The organism is Actinomadura alba, assembly GCF_014323705.1.
In the GTDB taxonomy this organism is placed as follows: Bacteria; Actinomycetota; Actinomycetes; order Streptosporangiales; family Streptosporangiaceae; genus Actinomadura_C; species Actinomadura_C alba.
The window spans coordinates 135,598-148,774 of the sequence record NZ_JABVEC010000006.1; the positions used below are offsets into that span (position 1 = coordinate 135,598).

Annotated in this window: 15 protein-coding genes and 1 pseudogene; 12 read left to right on the top strand and 4 right to left on the bottom strand. The window is 71.3% G+C overall.

All coding sequences use genetic code 11. From position 1 onward, the window contains the following. The first annotated feature begins 51 nt into the window (after nt 1-51). Together HKK74_RS10655 and mtnB are read left to right on the top strand one after the other, a co-directional pair. Nucleotides 52-630: a 1,2-dihydroxy-3-keto-5-methylthiopentene dioxygenase gene (locus HKK74_RS10655; protein WP_187242972.1), complete on the top strand. Its 579-nt coding sequence runs from the start codon at nt 52-54 to the stop codon at nt 628-630. Next, the gene (gene mtnB, locus HKK74_RS10660) at nt 627-1,214 is read left to right on the top strand and encodes a methylthioribulose 1-phosphate dehydratase (protein ID WP_187242973.1); all 588 of its coding nucleotides are present in this window, start codon (nt 627-629) and stop codon (nt 1,212-1,214) included. The genes HKK74_RS10655 and mtnB overlap by 4 nt, the downstream gene beginning before the upstream one ends. Here the strand turns inward: mtnB and mtnA are convergent. Beyond that, the gene (gene mtnA, locus HKK74_RS10665) at nt 1,195-2,199 is read right to left on the bottom strand and encodes an S-methyl-5-thioribose-1-phosphate isomerase (RefSeq protein WP_187242974.1); all 1,005 of its coding nucleotides are present in this window, start codon (nt 2,197-2,199) and stop codon (nt 1,195-1,197) included. The genes mtnB and mtnA overlap by 20 nt on opposite strands. Before the next feature lie 161 nt (nt 2,200-2,360). Between mtnA and HKK74_RS10670 the strand changes: the two genes are divergently transcribed. The 6 genes from HKK74_RS10670 to HKK74_RS10695 are packed head-to-tail and all read left to right on the top strand — an operon-like array spanning nt 2,361 to nt 9,044. Beyond that, a complete protein-coding gene (locus HKK74_RS10670; RefSeq protein ID WP_187242975.1) occupies nt 2,361-3,404 on the top strand; it encodes a BMP family ABC transporter substrate-binding protein in 1,044 nt (347 codons plus the stop codon). After that, nucleotides 3,385-4,992 carry an ABC transporter ATP-binding protein gene (locus tag HKK74_RS10675; protein WP_187242976.1) on the top strand — a complete coding sequence of 536 codons (1,608 nt, stop codon included), beginning with the start codon at nt 3,385-3,387 and terminating at the stop codon, nt 4,990-4,992. The genes HKK74_RS10670 and HKK74_RS10675 overlap by 20 nt, the downstream gene beginning before the upstream one ends. Continuing rightward, entirely contained in the window at nt 4,992-6,023 is a 1,032-nt protein-coding gene (locus HKK74_RS10680; RefSeq protein WP_187242977.1) for an ABC transporter permease, read from the top strand. Before HKK74_RS10675 ends, HKK74_RS10680 begins: the two co-directional genes overlap by 1 nt. Beyond that, nucleotides 6,023-6,964 carry an ABC transporter permease gene (locus HKK74_RS10685; RefSeq protein ID WP_187242978.1) on the top strand — a complete coding sequence of 314 codons (942 nt, stop codon included), beginning with the start codon at nt 6,023-6,025 and terminating at the stop codon, nt 6,962-6,964. Before HKK74_RS10680 ends, HKK74_RS10685 begins: the two co-directional genes overlap by 1 nt. Before the next feature lie 32 nt (nt 6,965-6,996). Further along, nucleotides 6,997-7,740: a nucleoside phosphorylase gene (locus tag HKK74_RS10690; RefSeq protein ID WP_187242979.1), complete on the top strand. Its 744-nt coding sequence runs from the start codon at nt 6,997-6,999 to the stop codon at nt 7,738-7,740. Continuing rightward, nucleotides 7,737-9,044, top strand: a complete 1,308-nt coding sequence (locus HKK74_RS10695; protein ID WP_187242980.1) for an amidohydrolase — start codon at nt 7,737-7,739, stop codon at nt 9,042-9,044. The genes HKK74_RS10690 and HKK74_RS10695 overlap by 4 nt, the downstream gene beginning before the upstream one ends. Before the next feature lie 71 nt (nt 9,045-9,115). Here the strand turns inward: HKK74_RS10695 and HKK74_RS41345 are convergent, their stop codons facing one another. Both HKK74_RS41345 and HKK74_RS41810 read right to left on the bottom strand, forming a co-directional pair. After that, nucleotides 9,116-10,960 (bottom strand): WD40 repeat domain-containing protein, encoded by a 1,845-nt coding sequence (locus HKK74_RS41345; protein WP_312881401.1) that lies wholly within the window; start codon nt 10,958-10,960, stop codon nt 9,116-9,118. A 7-nt stretch (nt 10,961-10,967) separates the two neighbouring features. Next, nucleotides 10,968-11,618: pseudogene (locus HKK74_RS41810) on the bottom strand (serine/threonine-protein kinase); the annotation flags it as partial. An 18-nt stretch (nt 11,619-11,636) separates the two neighbouring features. On the opposite strand from HKK74_RS41810, the gene HKK74_RS10710 reads away from it, so the two are divergent. The 4 genes from HKK74_RS10710 to HKK74_RS10725 all read left to right on the top strand — a co-directional run bounded on the left by HKK74_RS10710 (nt 11,637) and on the right by HKK74_RS10725 (nt 12,516). Beyond that, complete coding sequence (locus HKK74_RS10710) at nt 11,637-11,825, top strand: hypothetical protein (RefSeq protein ID WP_187242983.1); 189 nt, start codon at nt 11,637-11,639, stop codon at nt 11,823-11,825. A 74-nt stretch (nt 11,826-11,899) separates the two neighbouring features. Next, a complete protein-coding gene (locus HKK74_RS10715) occupies nt 11,900-12,124 on the top strand; it encodes a hypothetical protein (RefSeq protein WP_187242984.1) in 225 nt (74 codons plus the stop codon). Nucleotides 12,125-12,197: 73 nt separating this feature from the next. After that, nucleotides 12,198-12,368, top strand: a complete 171-nt coding sequence (locus HKK74_RS10720; RefSeq protein ID WP_187242985.1) for a hypothetical protein — start codon at nt 12,198-12,200, stop codon at nt 12,366-12,368. A 10-nt stretch (nt 12,369-12,378) separates the two neighbouring features. Continuing rightward, nucleotides 12,379-12,516 carry a hypothetical protein gene (locus HKK74_RS10725; RefSeq protein ID WP_187242986.1) on the top strand — a complete coding sequence of 46 codons (138 nt, stop codon included), beginning with the start codon at nt 12,379-12,381 and terminating at the stop codon, nt 12,514-12,516. Nucleotides 12,517-12,611: 95 nt separating this feature from the next. Here the strand turns inward: HKK74_RS10725 and HKK74_RS10730 are convergent, their stop codons facing one another. Then, nucleotides 12,612-13,133: a macro domain-containing protein gene (locus HKK74_RS10730; protein WP_246491419.1), complete on the bottom strand. Its 522-nt coding sequence runs from the start codon at nt 13,131-13,133 to the stop codon at nt 12,612-12,614. Between the last annotated feature and the right edge of the window lie 44 nt (nt 13,134-13,177).

Genomic DNA, 13,177 nt, shown 5'->3' on the forward strand with positions numbered 1-13,177 from the left:
TCCCTGCATATGGTCGGCATCGGTCCCCGGCCCCGGACGTGAGGAATCCCGATGACCCTGCTCACCACCTGGCATGACGACCAACCTGGAACGTTCCTGGACCAGACGTCGGACCCGGATCGGATCGGCGCGCTGCTGGGCGAGATCGGCATCCGCTTCGAGCGCTGGGCGAGCGATGCCGTGCTCGCCCCGGACGCGGGTGAGGCCGAGGTCCTCGCCGCCTACCGTGAGCAGGTCGACAAGCTCATCGCGGATGAGGGATTCGCCACGGTCGACGTCGTTGCGCTGCGCCCGAGCGACGACCCGGAGTGGCGGGCCAAGGCCAAGGCGGCCCGCGCGAAGTTCCTGGACGAGCACACCCACGACGATGACGACGAGGTCCGCTTCTTCGTGCACGGTGCGGGCGTCTTCTACCTGCACATCGACGGCAAGGTGCACGCGGTGCTGTGCGAGGCCGGCGACCTGCTCGGCGTGCCGAAGGGCACGACGCACTGGTTCGACATGGGCACCGTGCCCGACTTCGCCGCGATCCGGTTCTTCCACGAGGAGGACGGCTGGATCGGCACGTTCACGGGCAGTGACATCTCGCGCCGTTTCCCCGACTTCGACACCCTGAAGGCGCTCGTATGACGGCGCCGGGGGAGGTCCTGGCGGCGGAGTCCGCACGCTTCGCCTCCTTCGGCTGGATGCACGGCACCTCGGGCAACCTTTCGATGGTGGTGGCACGCGACCCTCTGCGTCTGGCCGTGACCGCAAGTGGTCTCGACAAGGGTTCACTCACCGGCTCTGACGTGGTCGTGGTGGCCGAGGACGGCTCGGCGGTGGACGACTCCGGCCGGCGGCCCTCCGCCGAGGCGGCGCTGCACGCGCGGGTGGCCCGGCTGACCGGAGCGGGTGCGGTCGTGCACGTGCACACCGTCGACGCGGTCGTGGCCGGCCGCCGCTGGCCGGCCGGGATCAAGTTCGAGGGCCTGGAGATGCTCAAGGGCATCGGCGTCCCGGCCGAGGGCGTACAGGTGACGCTGCCGGTCATCGCCAACAGTCAGGACATGGGCGTACTCGGGGACCGCCTCGAGGCCGCCATGGACCCGCGGGTCCCGGCGGTCGTCGTCGCCGACCACGGGTTGTACGCGTGGGGCGACGACGCGATGCGAGCGCGCCACCACACCGAAGTGGTGCAGTGGCTGCTCGAGTTCAGTGTCCGGCTGGCGTAGTCACGCCGGCCTCGGTGACGAGCGCGCTCACCAGCCGGGCGGGCGTCACGTCGAAGGCGGGGTTGTGAGCACGCGAGGCGGCGGGCGCCACGCGCAGCCCGGCCACGGTGAGGATCTCCTCCTCGGCGCGCTCCTCGATGTGAATGTCGTCACCACGGGCGGTGCCGGGGTCGAGCGTCGTGGTCGGGGCCGCCACGACGAAGGGGATGCCGGCGTCGGCGCAGGCCAGCGCCACCCCGACGGAGCCGATCTTGTTCGCGACGTCGCCGTTGGCGGCGACCCGGTCGGCGCCGATCACCGCGACGTCGGCCAGCCCGCGCAGGATGGTGCCCGCGGCGGCGCCGTCGGCCTGCACGTAGTGCTCGATGCCCTCGTGCGCGAGCTCCCAGGCGGTCAGCCGGGAACCCTGCAGCAACGGCCGCGTCTCGTCGACATAGACCCTGTCGAGCACGCCGCGCGCGTGCAGTTCCCGTACGATCCCGAGCGCCGTGCCCCAGCCGGCGGTCGCGAGCGCCCCGGTGTTGCAGTGCGTCAGCACTCGCAGCGGCCGCCGCTCGACCCGCGCGAGGATCCAGTCGGCGCCGTACGCCCCGATCGCGCGGTTGGCGGCCAGGTCCTCGGCCACGACCCGGTCGGCCTCGGCCAGCACCGCCTCGACGCCCCCGCTCACGTGCGGCAGGACGCGGTCGACCCCGCCCGCCAGGTTGACGGCGGTCGGCCTGGCCTCGCGGACACGCGCGATGGCGGCGGTCGCGGTCGCCTCGTCCCAGCCCTCGCGCACCCCTTGGAGCAGGGCGATGGCGACGCCGTAGGCCCCGGCCGCGCCGAGCGCGGGGGCGCCGCGTACTGTCAGGGTCGTGATGGCGGCCACGAGCCCGTCCACGTCTTCGACGTCGAGATACTCCAGACGCGCGGGCAGCACGGTTTGGTCGATCAGCCGTAGTGCGGTGCCGGTCCAGGCGACCGCTCGCAAGTCGTCCGTCACATGAGGGTCCATGGCCAGTCAAGTTAGCAGTCAGGACACTGGTTCCTTCAAACAGTGTCATATCACGTTAAATAGGGCAGTACGATCACCATCGTTCGACCCAAATCCATTTTCGGCTCCCCCTCCCCGCTCGCGAGCCGCAGCACAGAAGAGGCTGCTCTATGTCCTCGTCCCCCCGACGTCTTCGTTCCCTGGTCACGCTCGCGGTGGGCCTCGGCGTGCTCGCGACCGGCTGTAACGCCTCCGCCACCAAGGAGCCCGCCGCCGACGCGCCTGGCAGGTCTTTCGTACTGATCACCCCGAACCCGGTGGGCACCAACCCCTTCCTGAAGCTTTCGGTCCAGGGCATCGAGGCGGCCGGCATCGAGCAGGGCGGCTCGACCAAGGTGCTGCAGAGCAACGACCCCACCACCATCACCCAGAACGTGACCGCGGCGACCCAGCAGAAGCCGGACGTGATCGTCGCCGTCGGCTTCCAGTTCAACGACGCTTTCGCCCAGGCGGCCGAGCGCAACCCGCGGCAGCAGTTCGTGCTCGTCGACTCCTGCACCACGAAGCTGTACCGCAACGTCACCTGCGCGGTGTTCCGGGAGCACGAGGGCATCTTCCTCGCCGGCGCCGAGGCAGGGCTGCTCACGAAGAGCAACAAGGTGGGTGCCGTCGTGGCGCTCGACACCCCGCAGTTCCACCGGTTCTCCGACCCCTTCGGCGAGGGGGCCAAGAAGGTCAACCCGGAGATCACCTTCACCGACCTGTTCGTCGGCGGGCAGAACCCGTTCGCCGACCCGGCCCGGGCGAAGGAGCAGGCCAACGCGCTGACCGCCAAGGGCGTCGACGTGGTGATGGGAGCCGCCGCGGCGGGCAACCCCGGGATCTTCGACGCGGCAAAGGGCGGTAAGTTCACCGCCTGGGGGGTCGACACCAACCAGTGCCCGTCCGCGCCCGGGGTGGTCGTCGACAACGTCGTCAAGCGCACCGACGTGGTGATCCGTAACACGATCGACGGCGTGCTGAAGGGCAAGATGGGCCTGACCAGGTCCTTCGGCCTGGCCGAGGACGGCGTGGCGCTGACCGGCCTGCTCGGCGACGTCGCGAACTCAAAGTGCCTCATCGCCAAGAGCCCCTCAGTGATCACCAAGGTCCAAGAACTCCGGCAGCAGATCGTCACTGGCACGCTGAAGATCGATGACCCTGCCGCCAAGTGACGACGGCGCCCGTGGTGAAGGCGCGCGGGTCGCGGCGAAGACGCCGCGGCCCGGCGCCGGGACGGGCGCGAGCGCGTCGGCGGAAGTCGAGATGCGGGGCATCGTCAAGCACTTCCCCGGTGTGCGGGCCAACGACGGCATCGACCTGACCGTCGCCCCCGGCGAGATCCACGCGCTGATGGGGGAGAACGGTGCGGGCAAGTCGACCCTCATGTCGATCCTGTACGGCATGCAGCGCCCGGACGCCGGAACGATCCTGATCGGCGGGCGCGAGGTGTCCTTCACCTCGCCGACCCAGGCCATCGCCGCCGGCCTCGGCATGGTGCACCAGGGCTTCAAGCTGTTCCCGAGCCTGTCGGTCACCGACAACGTCGTGTACGGGCGGGAGCCGCGCCGCCGCGGCCTGATCGACCGGGCCGCCGCCCGCCGCAAGGTCGCGGAGCTGAGCGAGCGGTTCGGGCTCGGCGTCGACCCCGGCGCCCCCGTGGCCGAGCTGCCGGTCGGGGTGCGGCAGCGCGTCGAGATCCTCAAGCTGCTCTACCGCGACGCGCGGGTGCTCATCCTCGACGAGCCGACCGCCGTGCTCACCCCCGCCGAGACCGGTGCCCTGTTCGATGTCCTCCGCGGGCTGGCGGCGCACGACCGGACGGTGCTGATCGTCACCCACAAGCTGCGCGAGGTCATGGCGCTCAGCGACAACGTCACAGTGCTGCGCGACGGCCGGGTGGCGGCGCGGCTGCGCACCGCCGCGACGACGCCCGCCGAGATCGCCGAGGCCATGACGGGCCGGGCGATCGAGCTCGACCGGCGCTACCCGGCCGGCGCGATCGGTGGGCCGGTCCTCGAGGTCACCGGCCTCACGGTGCGCGGAGAGGGCCGCCCCCTGGTCGACCGGGTCTCGTGCACCGTACGGGCCGGTGAGGTCGTCGGCATCGCGGGCGTGGCCGGGAACGGGCAGACCGAGCTCATCGAGGCGCTGGTGGGCCTGCGACCACCGGACGGCGGCCGGGTCACGGTCGACGGGCGGGACGTCACCGACGCACCGGTGGCCGCCCGCCGCGCCGCCGGGCTCGCGTACGTCCCCGAGGACCGCGCGGAGGTCGGCTCGGCCCCTGATGCCTCGATCGGTGACAACCTCGCCATGGGCTTTCACCGCGCCGAGCCGCTGACCGTCCGCGGACTACTGCGCCCCGCCGCCGTGCGAGCTCACGCCCGCCGGCTGATCGGCGAGTTCGGCGTCAAGGCGGGCGACCCGGCCGACCCAGTGAGCACGCTGTCCGGCGGCAACCACCAGAAGGTGATCCTCGGCCGGGAGATGGCCCATGACGCCCGCCTGCTCGTCGTCGAGCAGCCGACGCGGGGTGTCGACATCGGATCCATCCAGAACATCCACGCCCGGCTCATCGGCTACCGCGACGCGGGCCACGCCATCCTGCTCGTCTCCGCAGAGCTCAGCGAGATCATCGGGCTGTCCGACCGGATCCTCGTGATGTCGGAGGGCCGGATCGCGACCGAACTTGACCGCGGCGAGGCGGACGAGAGACGCCTCGGCCTGGCCATGGCCGGAGCAGCGGAAGGACCCGCCTGATGCCTCGCGCCATTCGCGGCGTGCTGTTCTCGCCGATCGTCTTCGCCCTCGTGACCGCGCTCGCCATCGGGGCGGTCATGCTCGCCGTCACCGGGGCCAACCCGCTCACCGCGTACCAGGCGATCGTCACGGGGGCGCTGGGGGCGGACGGCATCGGCAACTCGCTCACCCAGGCCGTGCCCGTCACGGGGATGGCGCTGGCGCTGGCGATCCCGCTGCGTGCCGGACTGGTCAACCTGGGCGGCGACGGGCAGCTGGTGCTCGGCGGCATCACGGCCGCCGCCGTCGGGCTCGCCAGCCCGCTGCCCGGCCCGCTCACCCTCGTCCTCGCCATCCTCGCCGGGATGGCGGCGGGCGCCCTCTACGCGGCGCTCGCCGCCGTATGCGAAAACCGCTTCGGCGTCCCGCTGCTGGTCAGCAGCCTGCTCCTGAGCTACCCGGCCATGTCGGCGGCGTCGTACCTGGCGCGCTTCCCGCTCAAGGAGGAGGGGTCCAGCCTGCCGCAGACCCGGCAGCTCCCGGACGGGGTGCATCTGCCGTCGCTCGGGTCGGGCACGCTGAACGCGGGACTGTTCCTGGTGGCCGCGGTCGTCATCGCGTACGCCGTCATCGACGCCCGCACCCCGACCGGCTTCGAGATCCGGATGACCGGCCGCAACGCCCGGTTCGCCACCTACGCCGGAGTGGACCGCCCCCGGCTCACGCTCCGGCTGATGGCCGTCTCCGGCGCCGTCGCGGGCCTGGTCGGGTCGATCGGGGTACTGAGCTTTCCGTACCGGTTCATCGACGGCGCGCTGATCACCCCGAACTACACGTGGACCGGCTTGCTCGCCGCGCTGCTCGCCGGAGCGGCACCCCTGGGCACGCTCGCCGCGGCGGTGTTCTTCGCGGCCATGACGACCGGCGGCGCCGGGATGGAGCGCGTCACCGAGGTGCCGCGCGAGATCACCACGGTGCTGCAGGCGTTGATCATCGTCTTTCTCGCCGTCCGGACCGGGATCTTCCGGCGGCAACCCCGAGGTGACAGCTGATGCCCATCGACGCCGAACTGCTCGCCTCGGCCCTGCGGGCGTTGACGCCGATCCTGCTCGCCGCGCTCGGCGGTGCTCTGTGCCAGCGGGCCGGCGTGTTCAACATCTCGCTCGAGGGGATGATGCTGGTCGGCTGCTTCAGCGCGGTCACCGGCAGCTGGTTCACCGGCAGCGCCTGGCTCGGGGTGCTGGTGGCGGTCGCCGCGACGACGGCCTTCTCCCTCGTGCTCGCGGTCGGGTCGGTGTCGCTGAAGGCGGACGCGATCGTCCTCGGGGTCGCCATGAACCTGCTGGCGGTGGGCTTGACCGCCTTCCTGCTGCGCACCGTCTTCGGGGTGCAGGGCGCGTTCAGCGACCCGGAGCTGAAGGGCCTCGGCGCGGTCGGCCTACCCGGGCTCGACGACGTGCCGTACGTCGGTGATGTGCTCGGCGGGCAGTCGCCGCTGGTCTACCTCTCCTGGGTGGCCGTCGCGGTCGCCGCGGTCTTCCTGTCCAGGCACGCATGGGGCCTGCGGCTGCGCGGCGTGGGCGAACGGCCCGACGCGGCGCTCAGCCTCGGGGTCAGCGTCACCAAGTACCAGTACGCCGCGGTGCTCGCCAGCGGCACGCTGTGCGGGCTCGCCGGCGCCCAGCTCGCGCTCGGCAACGTGACGCTGTTCTCCGAGAACATGACCTCTGGCCGGGGCTGGATCGCCGTCGTCGCGGTCATGCTGGGCCGGGCCGCCCCCGTGGGCGTGCTGCTCGCGGCGCTGCTGTTCGGCATCGTCGAGGCGCTGGGCTTCCGGCTGCAGGGCCAGGGCCTGCCGCAGCAGGCGGCCGACGCGGCGCCGTACCTCGTGACGCTCGTCGCCCTCTTCCTGTCCACCGCGCGGCGCCGCGCCCGTCGCGCCTCGGCCCCCGCCGACGAGCACGCGGCGCCACAGCCCGCCTCGCTCGGCTGAGCCCCGCCCGGCCCGGCCCCGGAAAGGTGTCCATGACCGTCCTGCCCATCACGAAAATCCCGCGTACCGGGCTGCCCGCCCATGCCCTGGTCGTGGGCGACCCAGAGCGCGCGGCGCGGATCGCCGCCGTTCTCGACGGCTCCCACGAGGTCGCGCGCAACCGGGAGTACCACACCTACACCGGGACCTGGCAGGGCGTGCCCGTCGTGGTGTCCTCGCACGGGGTCGGCGGGCCCGGTGCCGTCTGCCTGTTCGACGAGCTCGCCGAGGCGGGCGTCACGACCTTGCTGCGGCTTGGCACGGCCGGCGCTCTCACCGCGGCGATCTCCGACGGGGACCTGGTCATCGCCGAGGCGGCGGTGCGCGACGACGGCGTCACCCACCAGCTCGTACCGCCGGAGTACCCGGCGGTGGCGGCGCCCGAGGCGGTGCTCGCCCTCCGCGACGCGGCGGCGGCGCACGGCGCGCCCGCGCACCGCGGACTCGTGTGGACCCGCGCGGCGTTCGCCCCCGGTGTGCTGCGGCTGCCGATGGAGGAGTACGTCCGGGCGCGCGTCATCGCCATCGAGATGGAACTCTCGGCGTTGTACGTCCACGCCTCGATGCGCGGCCTGCGCGCCGGTGGGGTGGTCGTCATCGACGGCAACGCGGTGGACGAGCACGACACCCCGTACGACCCGCACCGCACCGTGGTCACCGAGGCGGTCGAGCGCGCGGTGCGGGTGGCGCTGGACGCCCTCACCGCCCTCGCCGTCCGGGCCGGCGAGCCGGCGTGACCGCCGCCGAGCGCGCCGACCTGGCCGACCTGATCGTCACGGGCGGCGACGTCCTCACCGTCGACGAGGCGGGCACGGTGGTCCCGGGCGGGGCCGTCGCGATCCGCGACGGTGTCATCGCGGCCGTGGGCCCGGCGGCCGAGGTCACGGCGCGATACGCGGCGGGCGAGGTGCTGGACGCGAGCGGCTGCCTGGTGCTGCCAGGGCTGGTCAACGCACACACGCACCTCGCCATGACGGTGTTCCGCGGGCGCGCCGACGACGTCGACCTGCAGGGCTTCCTGGCCGAGGTCATCGCGGCCGAGGTCGCCCTGCTCTCGCCCGAGATGGTGGCGGTGGGGGTCGAGTGCGCCATCGCCGAGTCGGTCCGATCCGGGGTCACCGGCGCCCTGGACATGTACTGGTTCCACGAGGCGGCGGCCGAGGTGGCCGTGCGCACCGGCTTCCGGCTGCTGACCGGCCCGACGTTCATGGACATCGAGGGCCCGCCGGACGGGCGCGACTTCACCACTCGGCTGGACTGGGCGCGCGCCGATCTCGCGGGCGGCCGCCCGTACGTCATGGCGCACAGTACGTACACGCTCGATCCCGGCCAGCTGCGCGAGGTGACCGCGCTGGCGCGCGAACATGACGCGGTGCTGCACATCCACGCCGCCGAGAACGCGGGCGAGGTCGACATGGTCGCGGGGAGGTACGGCCGCCGCCCGGTCGAGCTGCTCGACGACCTCGGGCTGCTCGGGCCGGACACCGTGCTCGCGCACGCCGTGCACCTCACCGACGGCGAGATCGCCGCGCTGGCCCGCACGGGCACCGCCGTCGCGCACTGCCCGGGGTCGAACCTGAAACTCGCCGCCGGGGTCGCCCGCGTACCCGAACTGCTCGCCGCGGGCGTCCCGGTCGGGCTCGGCACCGACGGCGCGGTCAGCTCCAACACCCTGGACATGTTCACGGCGCTGCGCACCGCGGCGATCGTGCACAAGGGGTTCAGCGGCGACCCGACCGTGGTGGACGCCCGCCAGGCCGTGCGGATGGCCACGATCGGCTCAGCGCGGGCGGTGGGCATGGGGGACCGGCTCGGCTCGCTCGAACCCGGCAAGCAGGCCGACCTGATCGTCGTCGACCTGAACGCGCCGCATCTGCTGCCGCGCCACGACCCGTGGTCGACGCTCGCCTATGCCGCCACCGCCGCCGACGTGCGGGACACCGTGGTCGCGGGCCGGGTTCTCATGCGCGACCGCCACCTCACCACCCTCGACGAGAGCAGGATCGGAAACCTCCTCCAACGAGTCACCGCCGCCCGGTGAGGGACTCGACCTCTACCTGATCGCGATTGAGCCCGCCTGATCACGCCGGAACCACGGCCGTGATCGTGTATTCAGCAGGTCCGGCGGTGGGGGATCTCGGGAATGTACTTCCTCCACTCCGCCTTCGTTAGCGGCCCACCGGTCGCCGTGCAGAGCGCGGACGTGGCCCGGGTCAGGTCGAGGGCGTGCTCGCGCAGAGCGCCGTCCCAGCTCACGGTGTAGAGCGATCTTCCAGTCGCGTCGAACGCCAGGCCCGTGATGTTCGAGGGATTGGGCGTGAGCTCGAAGGCGAATCGCCGGTCGTCCTCGGCGTCCCAGAGCCGGACGGCGCCGTCCAGGTCACCGGTGGCGAGCAGGCGGCCGTCCGGGGAGAAGGCCGCATGGGTCGCACGGCGCGTATGCCCCCGAAGCGGGGGGCCGCCGGTCTCCCCGGTACGGGGATTCCAGAGGAAGACGTCGAGGGACCGCGCCGAGGCGATGGCCGCGGTCGTGCCGTCGGGGCCGAGCGCGAGGACGGTGCCCGGCGGCGGGCTCTGCCCGCTGAGCGGACGGCCGGAGGGGAACTCGAACAGGCCCGCGCCGTCGCCCACGGCGATCGCCCGGCCGTCCGGCTGAAAGACCATGCCGGGCCGGTCGTTGATGTCCTCGGGCTCGCTCGCCGTAATCGGGGACGAGCGGATTCGCTGCGACGAGGTCACGTCCCAGAACTGCAGGATTCTCTGCCCGTCCACCTTGAGGAAGAGGGCCATGCTCTTCCCGTCGGGTGCGAACTCCATGTCCTGGAGGCCGGTTCCCGGACGGTCGGTGCCGTCCCGCCCGAACGCGGGGTCCTGGAGGGAGGCCACCTTCCGCCGCGCGCGCACGTCCCAGATATCGACGTTGATGCCGGAGATATGAGCGAGCAACCGGCCGTCCTTACTCAGCCTCGTGGGCTCTGTGACGGCCTCGTCCGGTGACCCGACCTCCAGCGGAGGTCCGGTCGGCCGTCTACTGCGCACGTCCCACATCCGGATCGAAGCACCGGATTCGGTCGCGAGCATGCCGCCCGCCTTGCCGAACGCCGTGTGGTCCACCCTGCCGCTCGTGTCCTCCACGACGGACAGTACGGGCGGCCTGGTGTAGTGGCTGATGTCCATGGTCAGCACCGCGCCGTTGCTTCCGGCGCAGCGCAGCGTACGGTCGCCGGGGCCGAACACGTGAGCGTCGGCGCAGTCGGGGTTCCGGGGGCCGCCCTTGATGGGCGACTCGAGACCGTTGTCGAGTCCCCATATGGTGGTCCCGTCCGTGATGAACTTGCCGTCGGAACTGAAGGCGAGGGGACCGGACACCTTCTTCTGGGCCTCGAAGGTTCGTCCGGACGTCAGATCCCGCACCTTGAGGGTGTTCCCCACGGTGCGCGCGAACCGCCGGCCGTCCGGGCTGAACCTGAGATCGTCCCGCTCGCCCTTCGGTTTCTCCTTCGGGCCCGGCCAGAGGCGTGAGAGCGGGAGCCGCCGCCGCTGCGGGATGTCCCACACCTCTATCTCCCACTCCGCGAACACGACGAAGAGGCGGTCGTCGGGGCTGGTGTCGAACACCGCCTTGAAGCTGTCGCGTCGGAGGATCCGCCGGCGGCTGCGCACGTCCCAGAGCTGTGTCGTCCCGCTGGTGAGCACCACCAGGACGCCGCCTCCGCGGCTGAAGGACACTGCGGGGGCGCCGTTGCTCAGGTCGTCGTCCTCGTCGACGTCGAACTCGGCTCCGATGGGCTGTCCGGAGCCGGCACTCCACAGCCGGACCTTGCCGCCGGCCCGGGCGAGCGCGACGTGCTGCGGCGACGGTGGCGCGCAGCGATTCGGGCAGCGCGGTGAGGTCGGGTTCGTGGTGCAGGACGTTGCGCATGATGACGGCGAACTGGTCGCCGGCGAACGGGGCACGGCCGGTGGCGGCGAACAGCAGCACGGCGCCCCAGGCCCAGATGTCGGCCTCGGGTCCGGCGCGCTCGCCCTGGAAGGTCTCCGGTGCCATGTAGCGCGGGGTGCCCTTGATCTGGCCGGTGGCGCTCCGTGACATCTCGTCGGTTCGGGCGATGCCGAAGTCGATGACACGAGGCCCGCCGGGACCGAGCAGGACGTTCGCCGGCTTGAGATCGCGGTGGATCACCCCGGCCTGATGGATCGCGGTGAGTGCCGTGGCGACACCGACGCCGAGCCAGTGCAGCTCGTCGGGTCCGAACGTGCCACCCGTCGCGACCGCCCGCTGAAGGTCGGGACCCGGAACGTACTCACTGACGATGTAGGGCCGGGTGTGCTCGAGGTCCACGGCGATGATCCGGGCGGTGCAGAACGACGACACCCGCCGGGCCGCCTCGACCTCCTTGGCGAACCGGTCGAGTGAGCCGTCTCCGACGAAGTCGCCGTGCAGTGTCTTGACCGCGACCCGGTTTCCGTCCGGGTCGTACGCCTCGTACACCACGCCCTGCCCGCCGGCCCCCAGCCGGCCGGCGAGCCAATAGTCGCCGAGCTGCCGCGGATCACCGGGAACGAGCGGTGAGGATCCGACGCGTGAGGTCCTCGAGGAATGTGTCGTCGCCATCGACTAGATGATCGCCTAATGACGGGCCGTGCGGAACCGGCCCGCCCCGGCCCGTTTCAGGACACCGATCCGCTGGGCGGGTGCGGTTCGCCGGACTCAGCGGCCCGCGCCGCCGGGCGCTTGGTCGTCGGTCATCTCGCCGGTTCCGAGCAGGGGGAGTTCGAGGACGAACAGGTCACGAGGCGGCCGCCGAGGGCGGTGACGTAGTCGCCCGGACGTCGGGTGGGCAACGGTCCGTTGCCCACAGTGTCGGGCACCCGTACGTCGCTATCATCGTCGCCATGAGCGAACCGCCCGTCGACGACCCGCACGAGGCGATCCATCTCGGCGACCACACCGCTGTCGTCGTCCCCTTGGGGGAATATCTACGTTTGCGGGAAGGCCAGGTCGAGGCCGAGCAGTTGGCCGCCCACCGCCACTACCTGGATCGCAAGGTCGCCGGGACGGTACAGCCGGGGATGGCGACAGATCAGTTGCGGCAGATGCTGAAACGCGACCAGATATGACCCACACCGTCATCTGGGAGACAGCGGCGACGGGTCTGCTCTCCCGTTACCTGGGCGGGCAGACCCGGTAGTGGTGCCAGTAGAGGAGTTCCAGCGGTTGCGGCATGCTGCTCTGCACGCTCGTTTCCTACGCGCGAAGGCCGCAGACGAGACCGAGCGTTTCACGGTCGATGAGTTCATCGAACGCACGGGGCTCCCCGAAGAGGTCAAGCGGGAGTTGCGCTCCATCCCGGAAACTCGCTGATAACGGGCTGATGTCCTTCCATATCGAATGGGAGCGGCTTGCCTCCCAGGCGTACGACATGCTCGACCTGAAAGCTCAGGCGGCGATCGCCAGAGTGGTGGTCCACCTCGCCCGCCAGGGCATCCCCGATGAGGCCGATGCCCGGTGACGATGGGAGATGGACGCTCCGGGCAGGCGATCACATCATCGTCTTCATCGAGAGCGACCTCGACCTCTACCTGATCGCATTGAGCCCGCGTGACCTCAGTGGAGTGGGGTCCTCACGGTGGATCGTCGAGCGAGTTCGGCTGTCAGGAGATCACCGGTCGTCTCGTCGAACGCGACGAGCTTCACGCGCTGGACGCCGGTTGATGCGGAGGTGATCGTGATCGCGATTCGCGCCGCCTCCTCGGCAGGGAATCCATAGACGCCGGTGGCGATCGCGGGGAAGGAGATGCTGCTTACGCTGAGTTCGTCAGCGACCTCGAGGCAGCGGCGGTAGCAGGATGCGAGGACTTCGGCCTCGCCGTGGCCGCCGCCGTCCCAGACGGGGCCGACCGTGTGAATCACATGCCTAACCGGCGGATCGAGGTCGAAGGCCGGTGTGGCCATCGCATCGCCCGGATCGCAAGGGCCGATCGCCGCGCCCGCTTCGGCCAGGCGCGGGCCGGCCGCCCGGTGGATCGCGCCGTCCACTCCGCCACCTCCCATGAGCGATTCGTTCGCCGCGGTGACGATGGCCTCGGTTCGCTCATGGGTGATGTCGCCGACGACGACTTCGATCATTGCCATGCCCTGATGATGCTTGAAGCCGGCAGCTGCCGAGACGA

What these genes read in the sequence shown, in the direction of transcription:
- HKK74_RS10685 (WP_187242978.1), top strand. Translation starts at nt 6,023, where the DNA reads ATGCCCATCGACGCCGAACTGCTCGCCTCGGCCCTGCGGGCGTTGACG.
- HKK74_RS10730 (WP_246491419.1), bottom strand. Translation starts at nt 13,133, where the DNA reads ATGATCGAAGTCGTCGTCGGCGACATCACCCATGAGCGAACCGAGGCC.
- HKK74_RS10725 (WP_187242986.1), top strand. Translation starts at nt 12,379, where the DNA reads ATGTCCTTCCATATCGAATGGGAGCGGCTTGCCTCCCAGGCGTACGAC.
- HKK74_RS10710 (WP_187242983.1), top strand. Translation starts at nt 11,637, where the DNA reads ATGACGGGCCGTGCGGAACCGGCCCGCCCCGGCCCGTTTCAGGACACC.
- HKK74_RS10690 (WP_187242979.1), top strand. Translation starts at nt 6,997, where the DNA reads ATGACCGTCCTGCCCATCACGAAAATCCCGCGTACCGGGCTGCCCGCC.
- HKK74_RS10675 (WP_187242976.1), top strand. Translation starts at nt 3,385, where the DNA reads ATGACCCTGCCGCCAAGTGACGACGGCGCCCGTGGTGAAGGCGCGCGG.
- HKK74_RS10670 (WP_187242975.1), top strand. Translation starts at nt 2,361, where the DNA reads ATGTCCTCGTCCCCCCGACGTCTTCGTTCCCTGGTCACGCTCGCGGTG.
- HKK74_RS10680 (WP_187242977.1), top strand. Translation starts at nt 4,992, where the DNA reads ATGCCTCGCGCCATTCGCGGCGTGCTGTTCTCGCCGATCGTCTTCGCC.
- mtnB (WP_187242973.1), top strand. Translation starts at nt 627, where the DNA reads ATGACGGCGCCGGGGGAGGTCCTGGCGGCGGAGTCCGCACGCTTCGCC.
- HKK74_RS10715 (WP_187242984.1), top strand. Translation starts at nt 11,900, where the DNA reads ATGAGCGAACCGCCCGTCGACGACCCGCACGAGGCGATCCATCTCGGC.
- HKK74_RS10655 (WP_187242972.1), top strand. Translation starts at nt 52, where the DNA reads ATGACCCTGCTCACCACCTGGCATGACGACCAACCTGGAACGTTCCTG.